The sequence below is a fragment of the Amycolatopsis sp. NPDC102522 genome (genome assembly GCF_055584485.1).
In genome coordinates, this window is the sequence record NZ_JBVJLY010000002.1 from 256,535 (window position 1) to 279,829 (window position 23,295).

A 23,295-nucleotide genomic window follows, 5' to 3' on the forward strand; every position below is an offset into this window, starting at 1 on the left:
AAGGGTCGTTCAGGACGTTTTTCGTCCTGAACGACCCTTTCATGACACTTGAGCGCGGAGCGGGAGCTCAGTCGGGCCAGACCGGGGAACGCTTCTCCAGGAAAGCGGCCATGCCCTCGCGCGCCCCGGGAAGCTGCGACGCCGAGGCCATCACCTCCAGCGCCAGCGCGTAGGCGTCGGCCTCGGGCCGGTCCAGCTGCGCGTAAAGGGTCTGCTTCCCCATCGCCTTGCTCGCCCTGCTCCCCCGCGTCGCGCGCCCCAGCAGCGCAGCGACGGCTTCGTCGAGCGAGTCGTCCGGGACCACGCGGTTCACCAGGCCCCAGTCCAGCGCGGTCGCGGCGTCGACGACGTCGCCGGTGAGCGCCAGTTCCATCAGCCGTTTCCGCCCGATCGAGCGGGCGACCGGCACCGCCGGGGTGTGGCAGAACCAGCCCGCCTTGCCGCCGGGCAGGGCGAATCCGGCGGATTCCGCGGCGACGGCGAGGTCGCAGGTGGCCACCAGCTGGCAGCCCGCCGCGGTCGCGAGCCCGTGCACCCGCGCGACGACGACCTGCGGCACCGACTGCATCGTGCCCATCAGGTCGGTGCACAGCCGCAGCAGCTCACGCACGCCCATCAGATCTCGCGCGGCGACGTCGCCGAAGTCGTGTCCCGCCGAGAACACCGGCCCGGCGCCGGCCAGGACGATCCCGGTGGCGTCGGTCTCCCCGGCTTCGCGGAACGCCGCGAGCAGTTCGGCGAGGTGGTCCGCCGACAGCGAGTTCCGCCGCGCGGCGCGGTTCATGGTGATGGTGACGGTGTCGCCGTCCCGCTTCACGAGGATGTGCTCGTACTCGACCATGCTTCGACGGTAACCGACCGGAACGTCCGGCGATACGAATCGGGCCCGACGCCGACGTCGGCCCGGAGCCGTCGCCGCAGGTTGGCGGCGGTGCCGAGGCCGGAGCGCTGCGCGACCCGCTCGACCGGGAGCTCGGTCGTCTCCAGCAGGCGCCGCGCGAGCCGGACCCGCTGCGCGCGCAGCCAGCGCCCCGGCGTCACCCCGGTGGCCGCCGCGAACTCGCGGTGGAAGGTCCGCTCACTCAGCCCGGCGTGACCGACCAGGTCGTCGACGCCGATGTCGTCCGCGATCCGCTCCAGCGCCCAGTCCATTGTGGACGAAACGCTCGGCCGCGACGGTTTGGGCGGCAACGGGTTGTCCACGTACTGCCGCTGCCCTCCCTCCCGCGCGGGCGGCATCACGAGCCGCCGGGCGAGGGCGGCCGCGACCTCGGCGCCGTGATCGCGGCGCACCAGGTGCAGGCAGAGGTCCAGCCCGCCGACCACGCCGGCGGACGTCAGCACGTCACCCTCGTCGGTGAACAGGACGTCCCGCTGGACGACGGCGTCGCGGGCGGCGGTTTCGAGGGCGTCCAGCAGCCGCCAGTGCGTGGTGACGGACAGGCCGTCGAGCAGCCCGGCCGCGGCGAGGGTGAAGGCGCCGGAGCACAGCGACGCCACGGTGATCCCGGCGCGGTGCGCCTTGCGCAACGCGGCGACGGCGGCCGCGGGCACCTCGGCGTGCGGATCGACCCGACCGGGCACGAGGACGAGATCACAGCCCGCCAACCCGCTCAGCGCATGAGTCGCCTCGACCTGGCCGAACGGGTGGATGGCGACCCGCTCGCGGCCGGGTGCGCAGAGCCGGACCTCGAAGGGGCCGATGCCGCTGTCGGTCCGGTCCACGCCCCAGACCTCGCCGATCACGCCCAGATCGAAGGACCGGCTGCCCGGCAGGAGGAGCACACCCACGGTTCGCATGGCAGAAAAGTACCGCATCGCGCGTCTTCTGCCACTCCCTTGCCTGCCGCCGCGGGAGCGAAACTCGTAGCCATGACCGCTGAAACCAAGGCCCTGCTCGTGATCGACGTCCAGCGCGGCTTCGACAAGCCCGTCTGGGGCCCCCGCAACAACCCCGGCGCGGAGGCCAACATCAAGGCGCTCGTCGACGCCTACCAGGAACGCGGACTGCCCATCGTGCTGGTGCACCACGACTCCGTGAAGCCCGGTTCGTCGCTGCAGCCCGGCCAGGAAGGCAACTACTTCAAGCCCGAACTCGACGGTGTGCGCGCGGATCTGGTCTTCGGCAAGGAGGTCAATTCGGCCTTCCACGGCGACGTCGACCTCGACGGCTGGCTGAAGACCCGCGGCATCACCTCGTTCGTGCTCGCCGGGATCCAGACGAACTTCTGCTGCGAGACCACCGCGCGCGTCGGCGGGAACCTCGGCTACGACGTGACTTTCGCGCTCGACGCCACGTTCACCTTCGACCTCGCCGGGCCGGACGGCAGCGTCCTCACCGCCGACGAGCTGTACCGGGCGACCGCGACGAACCTGCACGGCGGCGGGTTCGCCACGGTCACCTCCACGAAGGAGATCCTCGGCAGCCTTTGAGACCTCGTGAGTGGTAAAGACGGTTAGAACCGTCCTCACCACTCACGAGACCGACGGCTCACGCGCGGTCGATCACGGCCTTCAGGAACCGCCGCGTCCGGTCGTGCTCCGGGTCGTTGAACAGCTTCTCCGGCGCGGCGTCCTCCAGCACCTGTCCCTCGTCGAACATCATCACCCGATCCGAGACGTCGCGCGCGAATTGCATTTCGTGCGTGACACAAAGGATCGTGATGTCGGTGGACGTCGCGATCTCGCGCAGCACACGCAGCACGTCGGCGACCAGTTCCGGGTCGAGCGCCGAAGTCACCTCGTCCAGCAGCAGCACGTCCGGCCGCATCGCGAGCGCACGGGCGATCGCGACGCGCTGCTGCTGGCCGCCGGAGAGCCGGGTGGGGTGCGCGTCCTTCTTGTCCGTGAGCCCCACCATTTCCAGCAGTTCGACGGCCCGCGCCTCCGCCTCGTCCCGCGAGACGCCGAGCGAGTGGATCGGCGCCTCGGTGATGTTGCGCAGCACGTTCATGTTGGGGAACAGGTTGAACTGCTGGAACACCATGCCGATCCGCTTGCGCATGTCCCGCAGGTACTTCTCGTCGGCGCGCACCAGCTTCTCGCCGCGCTTCATGTGACTCAGGTAGTCGCCGCAGACCTCGATGGTGCCGCCGTCGACCTTCTCCAGGGTCATCAGCAGCCGCAGGATCGTCGTCTTCCCGGACCCGCTCGGCCCGATCAGCGAGACGAATTCCCCCGGTGCGACGGTGAAATCGAGGTCACGCAGCACGACGTGGTCGCCATAGGACTTGACCACCTGCGAGAACCGGATCATCGGGGAATCAACTGTGGGCGGCACGTCGCTCCAACCTTCTCACCAGAATCGAAGCCGGCAGGCTCACCAGCAGGAACAGCACCCCGGCCAGGGTGTACGGCTCGATGACGCGGAACGTTTCGGCACCGACCTCCTTCGCCCTGGCCAATACGTCGACGACGCCGATCGCCAGCAGCAACGGGGTTTCCTTGAACATCGAGATCGTGTAGTTGCCGAGCGCGGGCAGCACCCGCGGGACGGCCTGCGGCAGGACGACCGCGGTCCACACGCGGGACCTCGGCAGGTTCAAAGCGGTCGCGGCCTCCCACTGTCCTTTCGGGACAGCCTCGATGCCGGCCCGGTAGACCTCGGCCGCGTAGGTCGCGTAATGCACGCCGAGTGCCACCACACCGGTGACGAACGGCGACATCGTGAACCCCGTCAACGGTGGCACGACATAGAAGATCGCGAACACCTGGATCAGCAACGGCGTGCTGCGGACGAATTCGATGAACAGCCGGACCGGCTGGGACAGCACGGGAATCCCCGAGCGGCGGATCAGCGCGAACACCAGGCCGAGAACGTACCCGACCACCGAAGCGAGCAGTGTGATCTCGACGGTGACGAGAAGCCCGTCCAGCAGCAGAGGAATCGAATTCGCGGCCGCTTCCCAGCTCCAGTCCATCACACACCTCCCGCGGTGGCCGTCATCCTGGCCGGAGCCCGGCCGAGGCGCCGGGCCGCGAATCGTTCCATCAGCCGCATTCCGCTGGTGATCAGCAGCGCGAGCAGAAGGTAGAGCACGAGTTCGGTGCCGTAGATCCAGCCGAGGTCGGCACCGAACACCGGCCGCAGTAGTTCACCCTGGCGCGCCATCTCCGGAACGGCGATGAACGACAGCAGGGCGGTACTCTTCAGCAGTTGGATGAACAGGTTGTTGAACGGTGGCAGCATCTCCGCGAACGCCTGCGGCAGGATCACCCGCCGCATCCGCTGGGCGGGCGTCAGGTTGAGTGCGACGGCACCCTCGAACTGTGCCCGTGGCACGGAATTCACCGCACCGCGGACGATCTCGGCGCCGTAGGCCCCGTGGTTGAGCCCCAGCACCAGGATTCCGGCGAACAACGGCACGAGCTGGAACCCGATCAGCACCGGGAGGACGAAGTAGAGCCAGAACAGCTGGACGACTTCCGAGGTGCCGCGGAAGATTTCGACGTAGACGCGGGAAATCCCGCGAACCAGCCGCGAAGGCGATCTCAGCGCGAGCCCGGCGACCAGGGAGAGCACCACGGTGAGCGCGATCCCGCCGAGCGTGGCGGTGACGGTCGCGGTCAGTCCACTGAGGACGGACGTGATGATGTGCGATACCGACGACGACATGACGTCAGCCCCGTTACACCGCGCAGAGTTTCTCGGTGGTGACTTCGGCCTTCGGCAGGTTGTCCGCCGAGAACCCGAACGGCGTCACGATCTTGGTCCATTCGCCGCTGTCGTGCAGCTTCTTGAGTTCGGCGTTGAACGCCTCGCGCAAGGGATTGTCGTCCTTGCGGAAGACGAACGCGCCGGCGGAGACGACCGGCTGCCCGTTCTTGATCGGATCGAAGCCCGGCGTCACTTCCGCTGCGGCGCCCGGGCTCTTCGCCAGGACGTCCTTGAGCGAGATGTCGGTGAGCGCGGCGCAGTAGACCCGGCCGTCGGTGACCGCGCGGAGCATGTTGTCCTGTGAATCGAGGGTGACGATCTGGTCTTCGGCGACACCGGAGTCGGTGGCGTACCCCTTTTCCACGGCCGCCGAGAGCACGGCGACCTTGACCTTCTTGGCCGCGATGTCCTCGAACTTCAGCACCTGCTGCGGATTTCCCTTGGGTACCAGCAAAGCCGTCAGCGCGGAGTAGTCGGGGATCGAGAAGGCCGCCGCGTCGCACCGCTCCTTCTTGATGTTCATCCCGGCCGCGACGATGTCGTACTTCCTGGCGTTGAGCGCGGGGATCAGCTGGTCGAAGGAGACCGCTTCGGCTTCCACGTCGTCGATGCCCATGGCCTTGAAGACGGCGCGGGCGACTTCCGGCGCCTCACCGGTGACCTTGCCGCTCTGATCAGTGAATCCGTAGGGCGCTTCGTTCGCGATTCCGATCTTGATCTTCTTCGCGCCTTTGGCCGCCTGGAGCGCGTCGCCGGAGGACGTCGATGTGCACGCGGACAACAGAACCGGACCGCCGATCGTCACCGCCCCCAGCACCGCGGACCGCCGGAAGAACTCCCGCCTGGACCATTCGCCGTGCGTCATAGCCGCACCTCTTTTCGATTAATCGGTTTAATCGAAACGTAGGTGGGCACCTTTGCCCGGGCAGCGTGAGCGGGTGACGAACCATCCGCCGTTACGGTACCGAGATTTACGGTGACTTTACGTGCTCAGACCGTGGCGCTCCCGCACCAATCCGACAATTCCGTCCATGATGTCGGTGAGCTCGTAGTCCTTCGGCGTGAACACTTTCGCGATTCCGCGCTCCAGCAAGAGCTTTTCGTCGTCGGGCGGGATGATGCCCCCGACGATGACCGGGATGTCGCCCGCGCCCGCGGCCCGCAACCCGTCCACGACCTGCGGCACGACCTCGAGATGCGAACCCGAGAGCACCGAAAGACCGACCACGTGCACGCCCTCCTGGACGGAGGCCGCGACGATCTGTTCCGGCGTGAGCCGGATGCCCTGGTACACCACCTCGAAACCGACGTCGCGCGCCCGGACGGCCACCTGCTCGGCGCCGTTGGAATGCCCGTCGAGACCGGGTTTGCCGACCAGGATCCGCAGCCGCTCACCGATCTCGGTGCTCGTCGCCTTGACCCTGTCGCGGACACGGCGGATCTCCGCGTTGCCCTCGCCCGCGGCCGCCGAGGCGGAAACCCCGGTGGGAGCGCGGTATTCGCCGTACACCTCGCGCAGCGCGCCCGACCATTCACCGGTGGTGACCCCGGCGCGGGCGCAGTCGATCGTGGCCTCGAACAGGTTTTCCGACGTCTTCGCGACGGCCTTCAGCTTCTCCAGCGAAGACTCGGCGGCCGCGTTGTCGCGGTGCGCCCGCCATTCCTCGATCGCGGAGACGGCCTGCTTCTCGACGGCGGGGTCGATCGTTTCGATCGCCTTGGCGCCTTCGGCCTGCAGCGGGGAGGGCTCGGTGGTCTCGAACTTGTTGACCCCGACCAGGATCCGCTCGCCGTTCTCCATACCGCGCCGCAACTCCGCGAGCGAGGCGACGAGCTGGGACTTCATGTAACCGCTCTCGACGGCCGCGACAGCGCCGCCGAGGTCCTGCACCCGCGCGATCTCCTCGCGCGCGCCCGCCATGATCTCGTCGACCTTGGCCTGGATGACGTGCGAGCCGTCGAAGATGTCCTCGTACTCCAGCAGGTCGGTTTCGAAGGCCAGCACCTGCTGCATCCGCAGCGCCCACTGCTGATCCCACGGCCGGGGCAGGCCGAGCGCCTCGTTCCAGGCGGGCAGCTGGATCGCGCGGGCCCTGGCACCGCGGGAAAGCGAGACCGCGAGCATCTCCAGGACGATGCGCTGGACGTTGTTCTCCGGCTGCGCCTCGGTCAGGCCCAGCGAGTTGACCTGCACGCCGTAGCGCAGCCGTCGCGCCTTGGGATCCGTTACGCCGTAACGATCCCGGGTGATCTCGTCCCAGAGCGCGGTGAACGCGCGCATCTTCGACAGCTCCTCGACGAACCGCACCCCGGCGTTGACGAAGAACGAGATCCGCGCGACCACCTTGGCCATGTCCGCCTGCTCGACCTGACCGGAATCCCGGACCGCGTCGAGGACGGCGATGGCGGTGCACAACGCGTACGCGACCTCTTGCGTCGGCGTCGCGCCGGCCTCCTGCAGGTGGTAGCTGCAGATGTTGATCGGGTTCCACTTCGGCACGTGGTGCACGGTCCACGCGATCATGTCGGTGATCAGGCGCAGGCTCGGGCCCGGCGGGAAGATGTAGGTGCCGCGGGAGAGGTATTCCTTGATGATGTCGTTCTGCGTGGTGCCGGTGAGTTTGGCGAGAACCTCGTCCACGTCGCGGCCCTCGGCTTCGGCCTGCTCGCGCGCCACGGAGACGTAGAGCGCCAGCAGCCACATGGCGGGCGCGTTGATCGTCATCGACGTGTTGGCCTCGGCGAGCGGGATGCCGTCGAAGAGCCGCCGCATGTCGCCGAGGTGCGAAACCGGGACGCCGACCTTGCCGACCTCACCCTTGGACAGCTGGTGGTCCGGGTCGTAGCCGGTCTGCGTCGGCAGGTCGAAGGCGACGGAGAGACCTGTCTGCCCCTTGGCGAGGTTGCGCCGGTACAGCTCGTTGGACGCGGCCGCGGACGAGTGGCCCGCGTAGGTCCGCATCACCCAGGGGCGGTCCCGTTCACGGTCCGTGGGATAGGGCACGGTACACCTCCGGCGCTGGACGACCGTCTGAGTGTACCGGCCGGTAACATCGCTCGCGCAGTTGAATCGGACACAGTCGGGTCATTCTCCGACTGCGTGGACCTCCGGAGGCTGCTGACGCTGTCGTGCCTCGTCCACGGCTTTCGCGAGCTTTTCCCGCACCTTCGCCACTTCGCTGACACCCACAAGGATGACCGGTGGCTTCGCCGACGCCCAGGTCAGCACGCCGAGCCTGCCGAACGTGATCGTCCCGGTCTTGCCGGGCCCCGGGGTGACGACGGGATCCGCGAGTCCGGCCAGCTCCGCGGACTCCTCCTTGCGGCGGACCAGCGAACTGGTCGCGATCACCCGGCCGTCGGTCACGGCGTAGGTGGTCGAGGCGAGCCTGAGGGAGCGGATCAGCGGCCTGCCGACGAGAAGGGACAAACCCGCGACGGTGAGCACGGCCCACGCGGCCTTGAGGAACGCCGTCCCGTGGTTGCCGGAGAAGAACAGCGTCACCCCGCCGAGCCAGAGCAGGCCGAAGGGAACGTTGAAGTAGTCGCCGGGATTGAAGAGGGGCCTGCGCACCGGGTGTCCGGCCCAGATGACCCGTTCGCCTGGAAGGAGGTCGATCTGCCCCTCATGCATGGCATCGCACACTACCCGTCGTTCCCGGGAGGGCGCAGTGGCCGATCGTCGGTCGCGCGACGGTCCACCGGCGCTACCGCTTGCCCCGCGTGGGTCGTGAGTGGCGATTCCCTCCCCCAAGTACATGAAGGCCCCCTTCCTTGCGCTAGGCGCAAGGAAGGGGGCCTTCATGTACCTCAATGACGCATCGGTCCAGGTGGTCGTGACCGGCGACTGTGACCGAAATCCGCGAGACTCGCCCACCTCCGGCGGCTAGCGTGAAGGACCGTGACTTGGAGTTCGTACAGCAGCTATCTGCTCATCGTCGTCCTGATCGTCCTCGCGCCGGGGCCGGACACGATGGTGATGCTCAAGAACTCGCTTTCCGGCGGCACTCGAGGCGGTTTCCTCGCCACAGCGGGGATCTTCGTGGCCAACTCCGTCCAGGGCACCGCCGCCGCGCTCGGCCTCGGCGTCGTCATCTCGCAGTCGCAGCCGGTGTTCGTGACGCTCAAATGGGTCGGCGCCGCCTACCTGGTCTTCCTCGGTTTCCAGGCGCTGCGCGGCGCGTGGCGGGGCGACTACTCCGGCGTCTCGGCGGTGAAGCAGCACCGGACGAGCGGGTTCCGCCGCTTCCGTGAAGGCTTCCTCTCCAACATCACCAACCCGAAGGTCCTCGTGCTGTACCTGTCGGTGCTGCCGCAGTTCCTCGATCCCGTGACGACCTCGGCGTGGGACGCGCTGCTGCTCGCCTACACCGTCGCGGTGCTGGGCGCGATCTGGCTGCTGACGCTGCTGTTCTTCGTGCACCGCGTGCGGACCTGGCTGGAACGCCGCAAGGTCCGCCGCGCGCTCGACGGCGTCACCGGAACCGCGCTGGTCGGTTTCGGCGCCGCTTTGGCGCTGGAAAGCTAGGCCCGCTCGGGTTCGCCCGCGACGCGCTCGATCCGGGCGCCGAGCCGGTTCAGGTTCTCCACGAAATGCGGGTAGCCGCGGTCGATGTGGAAGACGTCCCAGACCTCGGTGACGCCGTCCGCGCACAGCCCGGCCAGCACCAGCCCGGCGCCGGCGCGGATGTCCGCGGCCCACACCGGAGCGCTCGAAAGCTTCTCGACACCGCGGACGACGGCGTGGTGCCCGTCGGTGCGCGCGTCGCCGGAAAGCCGCATCATCTCTTCGATGAACCGGAACCGGGCCTCGTAGATGTTCTCCGTGATCATCGAGGTGCCTTCGGACACCGCCGACAGCGCCACCGCGAACGGCTGGAGGTCGGTCGCGAAGCCGGGGTACGGCAGCGTCACCCAGTCGACGGCCTTCGGACGCTCGTTCTGGACGATGCGGAAGCCCTCGCCGTCGAACGTCTCGACCTCGGCGCCCGCCAGGCGGAGCTTGTCGAGGACCAGGTCGAGGTAGTGCGGGTTGACGCCGCGGACGGTCAGGTCGCCCCGGGTCATCGCGGCGGCGAACGCCCAGGTCGCGCCGACGATCCGGTCGCCGATCACGCGGTGCTCGGTGGGGTTCAGCTTCTCGACGCCCTCGACGGTGAGGGTCGAGGTGCCAGCGCCTTCGACCTTCGCGCCCATCTCGGTCAGCATCGTGCAGATGTCGACGATCTCGGGCTCGCGTGCGGCGTTGTCGATGACCGTGGAGCCCTCGGCGAGCACGGCGGCCATGAGGATGTTCTCGGTGGCGCCGACGCTCGGGAAGTCCAGCCAGATCTGCGCGCCGTGCAGGCCGTCGGCCTTCGCCACGACGCAGCCGTGCTCGATGGTGCTGGTGGCGCCCAGTTTGCGCAGGCCGTTCTGGTGCATGTCCAGCGGCCGGGAACCGATGGCGTCACCGCCCGGCAGCGCCACGACGGCCTGCTTGAGCCGTCCGACCAGCGGGCCCAGCACGCACACCGACGCGCGCAGCTTGCCCATCGCGGCCGAATCGGCCCGGTGCGACAGCTCGGCCGGAGTGGTGATCTTGGCGGTGTCGCCGTCGATGACGACGTCGCAGCCGACACTGCGCAGGACGTCGCCCATCAGCGGGACGTCCAGGATCTGGGGGCAGTTCGTGATGGTCGTCGTACCCTCGGCCAGCAGTGCCGCGGCCATCAGTTTCAGGACGCTGTTCTTGGCTCCGACCACGTCGACCTCGCCGACCAGCCGTGCTCCGCCGTGCACGTCGAAGTGCTCGCTCATGGGCGCCAATCATGCCCTCTCGCCCGGATTTGCCTTACGCCGGGCCGGTAGAGTCGGCTTCATGGTCGTTCGCATCAACCGCGTGTACACGAAGGTCGGCGACAACGGCACCACGGCGCTCGGCGACGGCTCCCGCGTGCCGAAGACTTCGCCGCGGCTGTCCGCCTACGCCGACGTCGACGAAGCCAACTCCGTCATCGGGCTCGCGCTCGCGATGGGCGGTCTGTCCGAAGAGATCACGCAGGTGCTGCGTGGGGTGCAGAACGATCTCTTCGACGTCGGCGCGGATCTGTGCGCGCCGATCGTGGAAAACCCGCCGTACGAGCCGCTGCGGATCACCGAGCGGTACATCGAGCGGCTGGAAGGCTGGTGCGACGAGTTCAACGAGCGCGTGCCGAAGCTGACGTCGTTCATCCTGCCGGGCGGTACCCCGGGGGCGGCGTTCCTGCACCAGGCCCGCACTGTCTCGCGGCGGGCGGAGCGGTCCGGCTGGGCGCTGTTCGAGGCCGAACAGGCCACGACGAACCAGCTGGCGATCAAGTACCTGAACCGGCTTTCGGACCTGCTGTTCATCCTGTCGCGGCTGGCGAACCCGGATGGCGACATCCTGTGGCAGCCCGGCGGCGCGAGCTGAAGGGGACTTTCCCCGCATAAGAAGCGGTGAAGGACGCTTTCCCTGCGTCTGATGCGGGGAAAGCGTCCTTCAGCGCGCGGTCAGCCCTGTTCCTGTGCCGCCCAATAGCGCTCGAGGTCGACGTCGGGCGTGCCGTCCTTGCCCGGGTCGATCGCCTTCATCGTGATCGTGTCCTCCATGGACACGGACTCGGGAAGGTGGCTCCAGCGGTTCATGTCCTCGCTCTGAGTCATGGACCGAGAATAGACGTGGATCACGTTCGAAGCCCGGTAGAAATGCCGCTTCGTGATGATCCCATGTTTCCGCGCGCCTACCGATGTCCGCATTCAGAGGACGAAGCCCCAAGAAGCCCGAAGCGCGGCGAGAGCGTCATGGAACCCCGGGAAGGTCTTCTTCACGCAACCCGGGTCGTCCAGCGTGATCCCCGGCGTGCGCAGCCCCGTGACGCTGAACGCCATCGCGATCCGGTGATCCCGCCGGCACTTCACCAAGGCCCCCGTCGGTACCCCAGGCTGGATCTCGATCCAGTCCCGCCCGGTCTCGACCGAGACACCCATCGCGCGCAGGTTCTCCTCGCACGCCGCGAGCCGGTCGCATTCCTTGATCCGGGTGTTGTAAACGTCCTCGATCCGCACCGGCCCGTCCGCGAACGGCGCGATGGCCGCGAGCGTCGGCACGGTGTCGGAGATGTCGCGCATGTTCACGGTGACGCCGCGCAGCCCGCCCGTCCCGCTCACGGTCACGGCGTCCGCGCCGACCTCGACGTCCGCGCCCATCTGCCGCAGGACTTCGACAAAGGCCAGATCCCCTTGCAGGGCGCCCTCGCCCAGACCCGGCACGGTCACAGACTGCCCGGTCAAGGCCGCCGCCGCGAAGAAGTAGCTGGACGTCGAAGCGTCGGGCTCGATCTCGTAGTGGCAGGCCCGGTACGGCGTGGGCGGCACGACGAACGTGTCGCCGTCCCGGACCACCTCGACGCCGAAGCGCCGCATCATCGCGATGGTGATCTCGACGTAGGGCACCGAAACGAGGTCCGTCACGGTGATCCGCAGTCCCTCCGCGGTCAGCGGCCCGACCAGCAGCAACGCGGTCAGGAACTGCGAGGACAGCCCCGCGTCGAGCGTCAGGTCGCCGCCCTTGATCCCGGCGGCCCGCACCACCAGCGGATGGTGGCCCGGCTCGCCTTCGAAGGTGAGATCGACACCCAGTTCGAGCAGCGCGTCGGTCAGCGGCCCCAGCGGCCGGGCGCGCATCTGTTCGGACGCGTCGAAGCGGAAGGTCCCGTGCCCGGCAGCGGCCAGGGCTGGGAGGAAGCGCGCGGTGGTGGCACCGTCACGGCAGAAGACGTCGGCGCTGTCGGCGGCGGGGCCTTCCGGCCTGCCGGCGATGGTCCACTCCGACTCGGAGCGGGAAACCTGATAGCCGAGCTTCAGGAGCCCTTCGGCGAAGCCCTCGGAGTCGTCCGAACGCAGCGGCCTGCTCAGCACGGTCGTTCCGTGGGCGGCGGCCGCGAGGAACAGGCCTCGGGCGGTGATCGACTTCGAACCGGGGATGTCGACGATGGTCACGGCGTGAGCATACGACGTGCGCCCGGAACCGATTCAGGAAGCGCGCGGGAGGCGACGGCCCGGAGGAGCGGACTCGAGCCAGGAAAGGAAGCCGGTGAGGGCGCCGGGGCCCATCGCGATCTCGATCGCCTCCTGCGTGGCGGACTCACACCGCAGGACGATCGAACCTTCGGGGACGGCGTACGCCTCCGTGCCGGAGGGGTCGCGCCGGTCCGCGATCTCCATACTCGCCCGCTGGAAGACCCGATCCGGGCCGGTCCGCAGGCTCCACACCCGGAACCAGACGAACTCGTCGCCCTCATAGCGGCCCAGCCCCAGATGCCAGCTGGACCGCGCTTCGTCCGGACGCCACCGCAGCGCGACACTCACGCCACCGCCGCGGCGCATCCGGACCCACCGCAACGAATACCAGGCCGCGACGACGGCCAGGATGGTCAGGGCCCCGAGAACACCCACGGCGATTTCCACGGCCCGGCCCCTGCCCGTCGCCCGGTCAGACCGACTGACCGGCCGCGCGAAGCTGGGCGGTTGCCCTAGCCCGCTCTTGCTCGTCTTCGCCGCTCAACGCCTTCTTGGCCGCGTCGACGTCGATCTCGTGCGAAAGTTCCGCGCTCTCGGCGAGGATGCTCACGCCGGTCGCGGTGACCGACAGGAAACCGCCGTGCACCGCGGCGCAGACGGTCTCGCCGTCCGTGGTCGTCACCTTCACGACGCCACCCTCGACGAGCTGGCCGAGAACCGGCTCGTGACCGGCCATGATGCCGATCTCGCCCTCGGTGGTCTGGGCCACCACGAACGTGGCGGTACCGGACCAAAGACGGCGCTCGACGGCTACCAGCTCGACAGAAATCTCAGCCACGTAGCTTCCCTTCACCTCAGGTGCTGCCACCGAGTGTAATAGTCAAGGTTCCATCTATGCGAACGGCGGGACCAGCGTCCACAGTAGACACTGATCCCGCCGCTCATCGGAACATCACTTCTTGGTGATTTCCTTGTACTTCTTCTCGAGGTCTTCGAGGCCACCGATACCCAGGAACGCCTGCTCCGGGTAGTGGTCGAAGTCGCCCTTGGTGATGCGGTCGAAGGACTCGATGGTCTCCGACAGCGGCACGGTCGAGCCCGGGATCTGCGTGAACGCCTCGGCGACCAGCATGTTCTGCGACAGGAACCGCTCGATGCGGCGCGCGCGCTGAACGGTCAGCTTGTCTTCTTCCGACAGCTCGTCCATACCGAGGATCGCGATGATGTCCTGCAGTTCCTTGTACTTCTGCAGGATCCGGATGACCTCGGAGGCCACACGGTAGTGGTCCTCGCCGACGATGGCCGGGTCGAGAATGGTCGACGTCGACGCCAGCGGGTCCACCGCCGGGAAGATGCCCTTCTGGAACACGCCACGCGAAAGCTCCGTGGTGGCGTCCAGGTGGGCGAACGTCGTGGCCGGGGCCGGGTCGGTGTAGTCGTCCGCGGGGACGTAGATCGCCTGCATCGAGGTGATCGAACGACCACGGGTCGAGGTGATCCGCTCCTGGAGCTGACCCATCTCGTCGGCCAGCGTCGGCTGGTAACCCACGGCCGAAGGCATGCGGCCCAGCAGGGTCGACACCTCGGAACCGGCCTGGGTGAACCGGAAGATGTTGTCGATGAAGAGCAGCACGTCCTGGTTCTGCACATCGCGGAAGTACTCCGCCATGGTCAGCGCGGACAGCGCGACCCGCATACGGGTGCCCGGCGGCTCGTCCATCTGACCGAAGACGAGGGCGGTGTCGTTGATGACGCCGTCCTCGGACATCTCCAGGAAGAGGTCGTTGCCCTCACGGGTGCGCTCGCCGACACCGGCGAACACCGAGGTACCACCGAAGTTCCGGGCGACACGGGTGATCATCTCCTTGATGAGCACCGTCTTGCCGACGCCGGCACCGCCGAACAGGCCGATCTTGCCACCCTCGACGTACGGGGTCAGCAGGTCGACGACCTTGAGGCCGGTCTCCAGCATCTTCGTCTTGCCTTCGAGCTGGTCGAAGGAAGGCGGGTTGCGGTGGATGCCCCAGCGCTCGAGGTCATCGCCGTAGCCGGGCTCGTCGAGGCACTCGCCGAGCGCGTTGTAGACGTGGCCCTTGACCTTGTCGCCCACCGGGACGGTGATGGGGCCACCGGTGTTGGTGACCTCGGCGCCCCGCACCAGGCCGTCCTGCGGCTGGAGCGAGATGGTGCGGACGAGGTTGTCACCGAGGTGGCTGGCGACCTCGAGGGTCACCGTCTTGCGCAGCTGCTCGAACTCGATTTCGACCTTGAGCGCGTTGAACTGGTCGGGAACGGCACCGCGCGGGAATTCGACGTCGACGACCGGGCCGGTCACCGAGACGATGCGCCCCTTGGCACGCGGGGTTTCAGTACTGGTCATCAGTCATCACTTCCTGCTGCGGTCAGCGCGTTCGCGCCACCGACGATTTCGGAGATCTCCTGGGTGATCTGCGCCTGGCGGGCCTGGTTCGCCTCCCGCGTCAGCGTGTTCACCAGATCGTTCGCGTTGTCCGACGCCGCCTTCATCGCGGTACGGCGGGCCGCGAGTTCGGACGCCGCCGACTCGAGCATCGCCGCGAAGATCCGCGTGTTGATGTACTTCGGCAGCAACGCGGAGAGCAGCTTCTCGGCACTGGGCTCGAACTCGTAGCTCGGGAGCAGGCTTTCGGGCTTCTCCTCGTCACCCTCGGTGTACTCGACCTCGAGCGGCGCGACGCGCTTGGCGGTCGGACGCTGGGTGAGCATCGAGACGAACTCGGTGTAGACGACGTGGATCTCGTCGACACCCAGGATGCCGTCGGCGTTGCCCGCCTCGTCGTCGGCGCCGTTCAGGAACGACTCGACGATGAGCTCACCGGCTGTAGAGGCGTTGACGTAACCGGGCTGGTCGGAGAACCCCGTCCAGCCTTCGGTCACGTCGCGGCCGCGGAACCGGTAGTAGCTCAGGCCCTTGTTGCCGGTCACGTACAGCACCGGCTCCTTGCCCTGCTGGCGCAGCAGCGTCAGGAGCTCCTCGGTCGCCTTCAGCACGTTGGAGTTGTACCCACCGCACTGGCCCTTGTCGCTGGTGATCACGAGGACCGCCGCGCGCTTCGGGTCGGTGCGCTCGACCAGCAACGGGTGGTCGAGGTTGGACGAGGCGCTGGCCAACGCGGAGAGCACGTTCGTGATCTCGTCCGCGTAGGGGCGCGACGCCGCGACCTTCGCCCGCGCCTTGGTGATGCGCGCGGTGGCGATGAGCTCCATCGCCTTGGTGATCTTGCCGATGGACTTGGTCGCCTTGATACGCGACCGGAGTTCTCGGAGTTGTGCGGCCATGAGCTACCAGCTCACTTCTTCGGTGCGGGCTTGTTGACCTTGACGGTCTCCTGCCCGACCTTCTCGGCGTCCATGGCGTCGGAGACCTCGACCAGGCTCTTGCCCTCGGCGGTGGTGAACTCCTTCTTGAACTCGTTCACCGCGTCGACCAGCCCGGAAGCGGTCTCCTTGGAGAACTTGCCCGACTCGCGGATGTCCTTGAGGAGCTCGCCGTGCTTGCGACGGGCGGAGTCGACGAACTCGTCACGGAAGCGGCGCACGTCCTCGGTCGGAACCGTGTCGAAGTGACCGTTCGTGCCGAGGTACACCGTGACGACCTGCTCCTCGACCGGGATCGGGGAGTACTGGGGCTGCTTGAGCACCTCGTACAGGCGGGCACCACGCTCGAGCTGCGCCTTCGACGCGTCGTCGAGGTCCGAGGCGAAGGCCGCGAAGGCCTCCAGCTCGCGGTACTGCGACAGGTCGATACGGAGCGAACCCGAAACGTCCTTCATCGCCTTGACCTGCGCGGCACCACCCACGCGGGAAACCGAGATACCCACGTCGATGGCCGGGCGCTGACCGGCGTTGAACAGGTCCGACTGGAAGAAGCACTGACCGTCGGTGATCGAGATGACGTTGGTCGGGATGTAGGCCGACACGTCGTTCGCCTTGGTCTCGATGATCGGGAGACCGGTCAGCGAGCCCGCGCCCAGCTCGTCCGAGAGCTTGGCGCAACGCTCGAGGAGACGGGAGTGCAAGTAGAAGACGTCGCCGGGGAAGGCTTCACGGCCCGGCGGGCGACGCAGCAGCAGCGAGATCGCGCGGTACGCGTCGGCCTGCTTGGTCAGGTCGTCGAACACGATGAGGACGTGCTTGCCCTCGTACATCCAGTGCTGGCCGATGGCCGAACCGGTGTACGGCGCGATCCACTTGAAGCCGGCGGAGTCCGACGCGGGGGCCGCGACGATGGTGGTGTACTCCATCGCGCCGGCGTCCTCGAGGGACTTCTTCACGGCGGCGATCGTGGAGCCCTTCTGGCCGACCGCGACGTAGATGCAGCGAACCTGCTTCTTCGGGTCGCCGGTCTCCCAGTTGGCCTTCTGGTTGATGATCGTGTCCACCGCGACGGCCGTCTTACCGGTCTTGCGGTCACCGATGATCAGCTGACGCTGGCCACGGCCGATCGGGGTCATCGCGTCGATCGCGGTGATACCGGTCTGCAGCGGCTCGGCCACCGGCTGGCGCTCGACCACCGAAGCGGCCTTGACCTCCAGCGGACGACGCTCGGTGGTCTCGATCTCGCCGAGGCCGTCGATCGGGGCGCCCAGCGGGTTCACCACGCGGCCGAGGTAGCCCTCGCCGACCGGGACCGAGAGGACCTGGCCGGTGCGCTTGACCTGCTGGCCTTCGACGACGGTCTCGAAGTCACCGAGGATCGCGGCACCGATGGAGCGCGCGTCCAGGTTCAGCGCGACGCCGAGGACCCCGCCGGGGAACTCGAGCAGCTCGTTGGCCATCGCCGAGGGAAGGCCCTCGATGTGGGCGATACCGTCACCGGCGTCGACGACGACGCCGACCTCTTCCCGGCTCACGTCCGGGGCGTAACTCGAGACGTAGTTCTCGATCGCGCTACGGATCTCATCCGAGGAGATCGTCAGCTCCGCCATTTCAATCCCGCTCTCGCTTCGTTCGTGCCAGTGTGCAAAGTCGTTGTTGTGGGTTCAGCCGGCCAGCCGGCGACGCAGGGCGTCGATGCGCCCCGCGGTGCTGCCGTCGATGACCTCGTCGCCGACGCGGACGAGGAGTCCGCCGCCCAGTGACGGGTCGACCTCGACGTGCAGCGCGAGCTGCCGCCCGTAAAGGGCGTTGAGCTTCTCGCTCAGCCGAGTCTGCTGCTCGTCGGACAGCGCGCTCGCGCTGATCACCTGGGCGACCGAGCGTTCACGGCGTTCCGCGGCCAGCTGGACCAGCCGCTCGAGCGCGTTGGCGACCCCGCGGCCCTTGGCGCGCAGGACGACCTGCTCGACGAGGGTCTCGGTGACCACGTCCACCTTGTCGGCGAACAGGTTGCGGACGAGGGTCCGCTTCGCTTCCGCAGGGGCTGTCAGGTCCGACAGCGCCCTTTCGAGCTCCGGGGCTCCCGCAACGATACGAGTGACCCGGAACAGCTGGTCTTCGACAGCGTCGATGTTCCCGGACTTCTCCGCACTGGTGAGCAGCGCCGAGCGGCCGAGGGCTTCGAGCCCGTCGGTCAATTCGCGCGGGCTCGACCAGCGGCTGCCCGCCACGGAGTCGAGCACCTGCAGGGCCGGTTCGGAAACCTTGTTCGCGAGGATCCCGCGGACGAGGCCGATCCGGGCTTCGGGCGAAGCCGAACCGTCGGCGACGGCCCGGCGAAGGCCGATCTCCCGGTCCAGCAGGGCGACGACCGAAAGCAACTCGTCGCCGACCGTCGCCGGGTCAGTACCCGCGGCGGCCAGAACCTCGCCGAGACGATTCTCGGCGAGGTCGAGCGCTTCACGGCTCGCAGCATGCAGCGTCATTCTGGTCTACTTTCCCGCTCCGTTGGAGGCGCCCGCGGTCTCCAGCTCGGCAAGGAACCGGTCCACGGTGCCGTGACGGCGCGCGTCGTCCGCGAGCGACTCGCCGACGATGCGGCTGGCCAGCTCGACGGAGTTACGGCCGAGTTCGGCGCGCAGCTCGGCGATGATCTGCGCCTTCTGGGCCTGCAGCTGAGCCTGGCCCTGGGCGACGATGCGCTGGGACTCGGACTCCGCCTCGGCCCGCAGCTCCGCCTTGATCTGCTCGGCTTCGAGCCGGGCGTCGTCACGGATCTTCGCTGCCTCGGAACGGGCTTCCGCCAGCTGCGCCTTGTACTGCGCGAGGTTTTCTTCGGCTTCGGCCTGCGCCTTCTCAGCCCGCTCGATGCCACCCTCGATCAGCTTGGTCCGCTCTTCGTAAGCCGTCTCGAAACGCGGGACGACGTACTTCTTCAGAACGAACAGCAGCAGAAGGAAGGCGATGAAACCGAGGATGAGCTCGGGAACGTGCGGCACGATCGGGTTGGGCACCTCTTCGGAGGCCAACACCAATTCGGTCTTCAGCACAACGTCTCCTTAAGCGATGAGCGAAACTCAGCCCTAGGCGGAGGCGAGGAAGTAAATGACGATACCGATCAGCGCCAGAACCTCGGTCAGAACGAAGGTCGAGAAGGCGATGCTCTGCAGCTTGCCCTGGGCCTCCGGCTGACGGGCGGTGCCGTTGATGACGGCGGCGAAGATGAGACCCACACCGATACCGGGGCCGATCGCGCCGAGGCCGTAACCGATGGCGGCGAGACCCTTGTTGATGCTGACGGCCTCGGCAGCCTGCTGCGCAAGAACGATGTTGCTCACGTGCGTTTCCCTTCAAACTCGGTCCGCGCGACTCACGCGGATCGGGGGCTTTTGGTGTTCTCTCAGTGCTCCGACGCCAGCGCGGCGCCGATGTACCCTGCGGACAGCAGTGCGAAAATGAATGCCTGCAGGACCTGGATGAATGCCTCCAGGAAGGTCATCGCGATGGCGAACAGGAACGCCACCGGCGACGCGATTTTCACGAGGCCTTCGCCTTCGGTCAGCAGGAAGCTCCCACCGAGCGTGAAGACCATGATGATGAGGTGCCCGGCGAACATCGCCGCGAAGACTCGGATGGCCAGAGTGGCCGGTGCGATGAAGAACTTCTGCGCGAACTCGATGGTGGAGTACAGCGGCAGAACGAATCCGGGAATACCCGCCGGCGCCAGTTCCTTCTTCAGATAACCCTTGAAGCCGTGGCGTTTGAACCCGACGTAGTGGTACACCGGGTAAACGACAAGGAACGCGAGGGCGACGGGGAAGCCGATTCGCGCCATCGTGGGGAACTGGAAGAACGGGATGATCCCGAAGAGGTTGTTCACCAGCACGAAGCTGAAGAGACCGAGTACAAGCGGGATGAACGGCTTGAAGTCGGCCGAACCGATCTGCTCACGCGCGATGTTGTTGCGGCCGAAGTTGTAAATGCTTTCGGCGATGAACTGTCCCTTGCCGGGGACGACCTTCAACCGGCGAGACGTCACCATGAAGTAGGTGACGAGGATGATCAGGGAGATGACCACCAGCAGCATCGGCTTGGTGAAAGCAAACCAGCCGGAACCGAACAACGGCGGTAGGTTGAAGTCTTTGACGCCAGGCGGCGCGAACTCCGCACCCTCGGCTAGTACCAGCGCGCCCACTGGGCTCCTTCCGGTTCTCCCGGCCGGCGTTCACTCCGCCGGGGGAATCGTCACGATCTGGACTTAACGTACCCGACACGTATCGGGTCGTCGGAGGCGGCCACCCCACGATGTGCTGAACACGGTTTCACGTTCCGCACACAAGGATTCTCGATGCAGTGCTCCCGGGAGACAGACGCCTACCAGCGGGTAATGAGGGACGATTCAACACCGTCGCCACACTGCTGTTCGGGGTTCGCCATCAGGAGCCGGCAGCCGAGGCCGCCGCCCATACGCGGACCATATCAGCAGGATCGGACGCGCCGTACAGGCGTACTACATTGCCACCGATCGGCCGAGGACCTAGGTCCCGTCCCAGGTCAGGACCTCGGTCCCGCCGGTCAGTGGGAGGCGGGGATGATCGTCGGGATCTTGGTCTTGCGGAACGCCGCGAACTCCACGGCGGCGGCCACGAGAATCGCGACGATCATGGTGACACCCAAGGCCATCGGGTGGATCGAGTCCACTCCGCGAAGCACGCTCAGCGCCGCGAAAAGAAGGATGAGCTTGAGCACGTAACCACCGAGAGCGATCACCATCACGAACATCGGATCCATGCCCGCGCTGAAGCGCATGAGGCCCAGCGTCGCGACCGCGGACCCGAGGGCGAGCACGCCACCGATGACCGAGCCGAGCAGCCCCGGCTGTCCTTTGAGGATGGTGAAGACCACGATGCAGATCAGCACCGCCGGCGGAACCAGCTTCAGGGAGGCCTTCATCATCGCGTTGGCCGCCTGCAGAACCACCTTGGCGTGGGGGTTCTCCTCCGCCTCGACGGTCTTCTCGGTCTCGCTCACAGAAAACTCCCTGGTCGTCTCAACAGACCAGTGTAGGACCGTGCCGATCTCGCCTGTCAGGCGGTCCGGTTCCGCGACCGCAGGCGCGGGATCACCGACACCAGGGTCGCCAGCAGGAAGCCGAATCCGACGATCCAGAAGACCGCGGCATCGTCGAACAACGTCACCGAGACGGCGCCGAACGCGAGCAGGCCTGCCCACAAGTAGATGAGCAGCACCGCGCGGCGCTGCGAATGCCCGATCTCCAGCAGGCGGTGGTGCAGGTGCATCTTGTCCGCGGCGAACGGGCTCTCACCGCGACGGGTACGGCGGATGACCGCCATGATCAGGTCGAGCAGCGGCACGAACAGCACCGCGGCGACCACGACGAGTGGCGACAGCAGCGCGAGCGCGTCCTTGCCGCTGAACTGCGGGTACGGCACGCGGCCCGACGCGGACGTCGTCGCGCCGGCCAGCATGAGCCCGATCATCATCGAGCCCGAGTCACCCATGAAGATCTTCGCGGGCTGGAAGTTGTACGGCAGGAAGCCCAGACAGGCCCCGGCGAGCGTGGCGGCGATGAGGGCGGGCGGGTACGCGCCGACGTCGCCACCCGAGGAGTCGAGCAGGCCGAGCGAGAACGAGCAGGTCGCCGCCGCGGCGATGAAGCCGAGACCGCCGGCGAGCCCGTCGAGGCCGTCGACGAAGTTCATCGCGTTGACCATGACGACCACCAGCACGACGGTCAGCAGCGCGCCCTGGTTCTTGTCCAGCACCAGCACCTGGCCGAAGGAGTCGCCACCGCCGCCCCACGGCACCCAGAACGACACCCACTGCACGCCGAAGATCACCAGGATCCCGGCGCACATGACCTGACCGGCCAGTTTCGTCCAGGCGTCCAGCTCGAACCGGTCGTCGAGCGCGCCGATCAGGGAGATCACCCCGGCGGCGAGCAGGACACCCAGCGAGTCGAAGGAGAAGTCGAAGCCGCGGCTCAGCGCGGGCAGCTGGTGCGCGAGCCCCATCGCGGCGGCGACGCCGAGGAAGATGCCGATGCCACCCATACGCGGGATCGGGGTGACGTGGACGTCGCGGGCCCGCGGGTTGGCGATCGCGCCGATCCGGATGGCGACCCGGCGCACCACGCCGGTGAGCAGGAAGGTAACGGCCGCCGCGGTGAGGGCGACGAGGATGTACTCCCGGATCGGGAGGCCTTGCGTAGGAGGCATGGTGCGTTACGCCGCCGAGGTCCAAGTCACTCGAACACGCTACCGCGCCAGGGGGATGCGCCGGGAAACGGTACTAGGCCAGTGACTCCGCGGGCACTCCCAGTACTTCCGCGATCGCGGCACGGCTGACCGCGCCCTCCCGCAGGACGACCGGGTCGTCGCCGGTGAGATCGACCATCGAGGACGGAACGGCCTCACCGGTGGATCCGCCGTCGAGGTACACCGCGACGCTGTCGCCGAGCTGGTCGACGGCCTCCTGCGCGGTGGAGGCGGGCGGGCGGCCGGAGACGTTGGCACTGGAGACCGCCATCGGGCCGACGTCGCGCAGCAGCTCCAGCGCGACCGGGTGCAGCGGCATGCGCAGCATCACCGTTCCGCGTGACTGGCCGAGGTCCCACTGCAGGCTCGGCGCGTGCGGCAGGACGATGGAGAGATCGCCGGGCCAGAAGGCCTCGATGAGCGCGCGGGCCTGCGGCGGCGTGCCGAGCACGAGTCCGTCCACAGTGGACCAGGAGCCGACCAGGACACCGACCGGCATGTCCGGGCCGCGGTTCTTGGCCCGCAGGAGGGACTGGACGGCGCCGCCGTCGAAGGCGTCCGCACCGATGCCGTAGACCGTGTCGGTCGGGAGGACCACCAGGCGGCTAGAGCGCACCGCGCTCGCCGCCGCGGCGAGCCCGTCGGCCCGGGATTCACGCTTGCTGCAGTCATACACCGCGCTCATGGCTGGTGAGCGTAGTCCTGTGGCGTTTCGGAGCTCGCCAAGGTGCCCGTCGCCGCGTGAAGGGGTCCTTCACTCGGCTCAGCGGCGGAACTCGGCCTTCACGCCGCGGTGAGGCTTGGGCCGGGTGGGGCGCGGGTCCGGTGGGGCATGGGTCGGGTGGGGCGCGGGTCGGGTGGGGCGTGGGGGGGGGGGGGGGGGGGTGGGGGGTTTTTTTTTTTAAACCCAATAAAAAAACAAACCACCCCCCCCCCCCGGCAAGAAAAACGAGCCCCCGCCCGGCAGCCCCACCCCACACA

Annotated in this window: 26 protein-coding genes; 3 read left to right on the forward strand and 23 right to left on the reverse strand. The window is 67.6% G+C overall.

Translation table 11 applies throughout. From position 1 onward, the window contains the following. Positions 1-67: 67 nt before the first annotated feature. The gene (locus ACZ6YV_RS07155; RefSeq protein WP_465508778.1) at positions 68-841 is read right to left on the reverse strand and encodes an enoyl-CoA hydratase-related protein; all 774 of its coding nucleotides are present in this window, start codon (positions 839-841) and stop codon (positions 68-70) included. Continuing rightward, positions 814-1,800: a GlxA family transcriptional regulator gene (locus ACZ6YV_RS07160; protein ID WP_465508779.1), complete on the reverse strand. Its 987-nt coding sequence runs from the start codon at positions 1,798-1,800 to the stop codon at positions 814-816. Before ACZ6YV_RS07160 ends, ACZ6YV_RS07155 begins: the two co-directional genes overlap by 28 nt. A gap of 72 nt (positions 1,801-1,872) precedes the next feature. Between ACZ6YV_RS07160 and ACZ6YV_RS07165 the strand changes: the two genes are divergently transcribed. Further along, the gene (locus tag ACZ6YV_RS07165) at positions 1,873-2,433 is read left to right on the forward strand and encodes a cysteine hydrolase family protein (protein ID WP_465508780.1); all 561 of its coding nucleotides are present in this window, start codon (positions 1,873-1,875) and stop codon (positions 2,431-2,433) included. A 58-nt stretch (positions 2,434-2,491) separates the two neighbouring features. Here the strand turns inward: ACZ6YV_RS07165 and ehuA are convergent, their stop codons facing one another. The 6 genes from ehuA to ACZ6YV_RS07195 form a co-directional block, all read right to left on the reverse strand. Next, a complete protein-coding gene (gene ehuA / locus ACZ6YV_RS07170) occupies positions 2,492-3,256 on the reverse strand; it encodes an ectoine/hydroxyectoine ABC transporter ATP-binding protein EhuA (RefSeq protein ID WP_465509281.1) in 765 nt (254 codons plus the stop codon). A gap of 7 nt (positions 3,257-3,263) precedes the next feature. After that, positions 3,264-3,920, reverse strand: coding sequence for an ectoine/hydroxyectoine ABC transporter permease subunit EhuD (gene ehuD, locus ACZ6YV_RS07175; protein ID WP_465508781.1), 657 nt, complete (start codon positions 3,918-3,920; stop codon positions 3,264-3,266). Continuing rightward, positions 3,920-4,615 carry an ectoine/hydroxyectoine ABC transporter permease subunit EhuC gene (ehuC, locus tag ACZ6YV_RS07180; protein WP_465508782.1) on the reverse strand — a complete coding sequence of 232 codons (696 nt, stop codon included), beginning with the start codon at positions 4,613-4,615 and terminating at the stop codon, positions 3,920-3,922. The genes ehuD and ehuC overlap by 1 nt, the downstream gene beginning before the upstream one ends. 13 nt (positions 4,616-4,628) lie before the next feature. Further along, positions 4,629-5,522: an ectoine/hydroxyectoine ABC transporter substrate-binding protein EhuB gene (gene ehuB, locus ACZ6YV_RS07185; protein WP_465508783.1), complete on the reverse strand. Its 894-nt coding sequence runs from the start codon at positions 5,520-5,522 to the stop codon at positions 4,629-4,631. A 117-nt stretch (positions 5,523-5,639) separates the two neighbouring features. After that, complete coding sequence (locus ACZ6YV_RS07190) at positions 5,640-7,661, reverse strand: protein meaA (RefSeq protein ID WP_465508784.1); 2,022 nt, start codon at positions 7,659-7,661, stop codon at positions 5,640-5,642. A gap of 81 nt (positions 7,662-7,742) precedes the next feature. Beyond that, complete coding sequence (locus tag ACZ6YV_RS07195) at positions 7,743-8,291, reverse strand: hypothetical protein (protein ID WP_378243528.1); 549 nt, start codon at positions 8,289-8,291, stop codon at positions 7,743-7,745. A 267-nt stretch (positions 8,292-8,558) separates the two neighbouring features. Between ACZ6YV_RS07195 and ACZ6YV_RS07200 the strand changes: the two genes are divergently transcribed. After that, on the forward strand, positions 8,559-9,185 hold the full coding sequence (locus ACZ6YV_RS07200; protein WP_378243530.1) for a LysE family translocator: 627 nt from the start codon (positions 8,559-8,561) through the stop codon (positions 9,183-9,185). Here the strand turns inward: ACZ6YV_RS07200 and murA are convergent. Beyond that, positions 9,182-10,456, reverse strand: a complete 1,275-nt coding sequence (gene murA / locus ACZ6YV_RS07205) for a UDP-N-acetylglucosamine 1-carboxyvinyltransferase (RefSeq protein ID WP_465508785.1) — start codon at positions 10,454-10,456, stop codon at positions 9,182-9,184. The two genes, ACZ6YV_RS07200 and murA, sit on opposite strands and share 4 nt — an antisense overlap. 61 nt (positions 10,457-10,517) lie before the next feature. Between murA and ACZ6YV_RS07210 the strand changes: the two genes are divergently transcribed. Continuing rightward, positions 10,518-11,090, forward strand: coding sequence for a cob(I)yrinic acid a,c-diamide adenosyltransferase (locus tag ACZ6YV_RS07210; RefSeq protein ID WP_378243534.1), 573 nt, complete (start codon positions 10,518-10,520; stop codon positions 11,088-11,090). Between the two features lie 80 nt (positions 11,091-11,170). On the opposite strand, the gene ACZ6YV_RS07215 is transcribed toward ACZ6YV_RS07210, so the two are convergent. The 14 genes from ACZ6YV_RS07215 to ACZ6YV_RS07280 all read right to left on the reverse strand — a co-directional run bounded on the left by ACZ6YV_RS07215 (position 11,171) and on the right by ACZ6YV_RS07280 (position 22,999). Beyond that, positions 11,171-11,323 (reverse strand): hypothetical protein, encoded by a 153-nt coding sequence (locus tag ACZ6YV_RS07215; RefSeq protein ID WP_465508786.1) that lies wholly within the window; start codon positions 11,321-11,323, stop codon positions 11,171-11,173. Between the two features lie 93 nt (positions 11,324-11,416). Beyond that, the gene (aroA, locus tag ACZ6YV_RS07220; RefSeq protein ID WP_465508787.1) at positions 11,417-12,658 is read right to left on the reverse strand and encodes a 3-phosphoshikimate 1-carboxyvinyltransferase; all 1,242 of its coding nucleotides are present in this window, start codon (positions 12,656-12,658) and stop codon (positions 11,417-11,419) included. 33 nt (positions 12,659-12,691) lie between these two features. Continuing rightward, entirely contained in the window at positions 12,692-13,126 is a 435-nt protein-coding gene (locus tag ACZ6YV_RS07225) for a DUF2550 domain-containing protein (RefSeq protein ID WP_465508788.1), read from the reverse strand. Positions 13,127-13,151: 25 nt separating this feature from the next. Continuing rightward, a complete protein-coding gene (locus tag ACZ6YV_RS07230) occupies positions 13,152-13,517 on the reverse strand; it encodes a F0F1 ATP synthase subunit epsilon (RefSeq protein WP_465508789.1) in 366 nt (121 codons plus the stop codon). A 114-nt stretch (positions 13,518-13,631) separates the two neighbouring features. Next, on the reverse strand, positions 13,632-15,059 hold the full coding sequence (gene atpD / locus ACZ6YV_RS07235) for a F0F1 ATP synthase subunit beta (RefSeq protein WP_101610244.1): 1,428 nt from the start codon (positions 15,057-15,059) through the stop codon (positions 13,632-13,634). Next, positions 15,059-15,997: a F0F1 ATP synthase subunit gamma gene (locus tag ACZ6YV_RS07240; protein ID WP_465508790.1), complete on the reverse strand. Its 939-nt coding sequence runs from the start codon at positions 15,995-15,997 to the stop codon at positions 15,059-15,061. Before ACZ6YV_RS07240 ends, atpD begins: the two co-directional genes overlap by 1 nt. Before the next feature lie 11 nt (positions 15,998-16,008). Further along, positions 16,009-17,646: a F0F1 ATP synthase subunit alpha gene (gene atpA / locus ACZ6YV_RS07245; RefSeq protein ID WP_465508791.1), complete on the reverse strand. Its 1,638-nt coding sequence runs from the start codon at positions 17,644-17,646 to the stop codon at positions 16,009-16,011. Positions 17,647-17,700: 54 nt separating this feature from the next. After that, the gene (locus tag ACZ6YV_RS07250) at positions 17,701-18,522 is read right to left on the reverse strand and encodes a F0F1 ATP synthase subunit delta (RefSeq protein ID WP_465508792.1); all 822 of its coding nucleotides are present in this window, start codon (positions 18,520-18,522) and stop codon (positions 17,701-17,703) included. Between the two features lie 6 nt (positions 18,523-18,528). Next, positions 18,529-19,086 (reverse strand): F0F1 ATP synthase subunit B, encoded by a 558-nt coding sequence (locus ACZ6YV_RS07255; RefSeq protein WP_465508793.1) that lies wholly within the window; start codon positions 19,084-19,086, stop codon positions 18,529-18,531. Between the two features lie 33 nt (positions 19,087-19,119). Beyond that, the gene (locus ACZ6YV_RS07260; RefSeq protein WP_005150354.1) at positions 19,120-19,374 is read right to left on the reverse strand and encodes an ATP synthase subunit c family protein; all 255 of its coding nucleotides are present in this window, start codon (positions 19,372-19,374) and stop codon (positions 19,120-19,122) included. 62 nt (positions 19,375-19,436) lie between these two features. Next, a complete protein-coding gene (atpB, locus tag ACZ6YV_RS07265; protein WP_465508794.1) occupies positions 19,437-20,231 on the reverse strand; it encodes a F0F1 ATP synthase subunit A in 795 nt (264 codons plus the stop codon). A gap of 380 nt (positions 20,232-20,611) precedes the next feature. Beyond that, positions 20,612-21,067, reverse strand: coding sequence for a hypothetical protein (locus ACZ6YV_RS07270; protein ID WP_465508795.1), 456 nt, complete (start codon positions 21,065-21,067; stop codon positions 20,612-20,614). Between the two features lie 56 nt (positions 21,068-21,123). Beyond that, the gene (locus ACZ6YV_RS07275; RefSeq protein ID WP_465508796.1) at positions 21,124-22,275 is read right to left on the reverse strand and encodes a glycosyltransferase family 4 protein; all 1,152 of its coding nucleotides are present in this window, start codon (positions 22,273-22,275) and stop codon (positions 21,124-21,126) included. 73 nt (positions 22,276-22,348) lie between these two features. Further along, the gene (locus tag ACZ6YV_RS07280) at positions 22,349-22,999 is read right to left on the reverse strand and encodes an L-threonylcarbamoyladenylate synthase (protein ID WP_465508797.1); all 651 of its coding nucleotides are present in this window, start codon (positions 22,997-22,999) and stop codon (positions 22,349-22,351) included. Positions 23,000-23,295 lie beyond the last annotated feature (296 nt).

What these genes read in the sequence shown, in the direction of transcription:
- ACZ6YV_RS07155 (WP_465508778.1), bottom strand. Translation starts at nt 841, where the DNA reads ATGGTCGAGTACGAGCACATCCTCGTGAAGCGGGACGGCGACACCGTC.
- ACZ6YV_RS07160 (WP_465508779.1), bottom strand. Translation starts at nt 1,800, where the DNA reads ATGCGAACCGTGGGTGTGCTCCTCCTGCCGGGCAGCCGGTCCTTCGAT.
- ACZ6YV_RS07165 (WP_465508780.1), top strand. Translation starts at nt 1,873, where the DNA reads ATGACCGCTGAAACCAAGGCCCTGCTCGTGATCGACGTCCAGCGCGGC.
- ehuA (WP_465509281.1), bottom strand. Translation starts at nt 3,256, where the DNA reads ATGATCCGGTTCTCGCAGGTGGTCAAGTCCTATGGCGACCACGTCGTG.
- ehuD (WP_465508781.1), bottom strand. Translation starts at nt 3,920, where the DNA reads ATGGACTGGAGCTGGGAAGCGGCCGCGAATTCGATTCCTCTGCTGCTG.
- ehuC (WP_465508782.1), bottom strand. Translation starts at nt 4,615, where the DNA reads ATGTCGTCGTCGGTATCGCACATCATCACGTCCGTCCTCAGTGGACTG.
- ehuB (WP_465508783.1), bottom strand. Translation starts at nt 5,522, where the DNA reads ATGACGCACGGCGAATGGTCCAGGCGGGAGTTCTTCCGGCGGTCCGCG.
- ACZ6YV_RS07195 (WP_378243528.1), bottom strand. Translation starts at nt 8,291, where the DNA reads ATGCATGAGGGGCAGATCGACCTCCTTCCAGGCGAACGGGTCATCTGG.
- murA (WP_465508785.1), bottom strand. Translation starts at nt 10,456, where the DNA reads ATGAGCGAGCACTTCGACGTGCACGGCGGAGCACGGCTGGTCGGCGAG.
- ACZ6YV_RS07210 (WP_378243534.1), top strand. Translation starts at nt 10,518, where the DNA reads ATGGTCGTTCGCATCAACCGCGTGTACACGAAGGTCGGCGACAACGGC.
- ACZ6YV_RS07215 (WP_465508786.1), bottom strand. Translation starts at nt 11,323, where the DNA reads ATGACTCAGAGCGAGGACATGAACCGCTGGAGCCACCTTCCCGAGTCC.
- atpD (WP_101610244.1), bottom strand. Translation starts at nt 15,059, where the DNA reads ATGACCAGTACTGAAACCCCGCGTGCCAAGGGGCGCATCGTCTCGGTG.
- ACZ6YV_RS07240 (WP_465508790.1), bottom strand. Translation starts at nt 15,997, where the DNA reads ATGGCCGCACAACTCCGAGAACTCCGGTCGCGTATCAAGGCGACCAAG.
- atpA (WP_465508791.1), bottom strand. Translation starts at nt 17,646, where the DNA reads ATGGCGGAGCTGACGATCTCCTCGGATGAGATCCGTAGCGCGATCGAG.
- ACZ6YV_RS07250 (WP_465508792.1), bottom strand. Translation starts at nt 18,522, where the DNA reads ATGACGCTGCATGCTGCGAGCCGTGAAGCGCTCGACCTCGCCGAGAAT.
- ACZ6YV_RS07275 (WP_465508796.1), bottom strand. Translation starts at nt 22,275, where the DNA reads ATGCCTCCTACGCAAGGCCTCCCGATCCGGGAGTACATCCTCGTCGCC.
- ACZ6YV_RS07280 (WP_465508797.1), bottom strand. Translation starts at nt 22,999, where the DNA reads ATGAGCGCGGTGTATGACTGCAGCAAGCGTGAATCCCGGGCCGACGGG.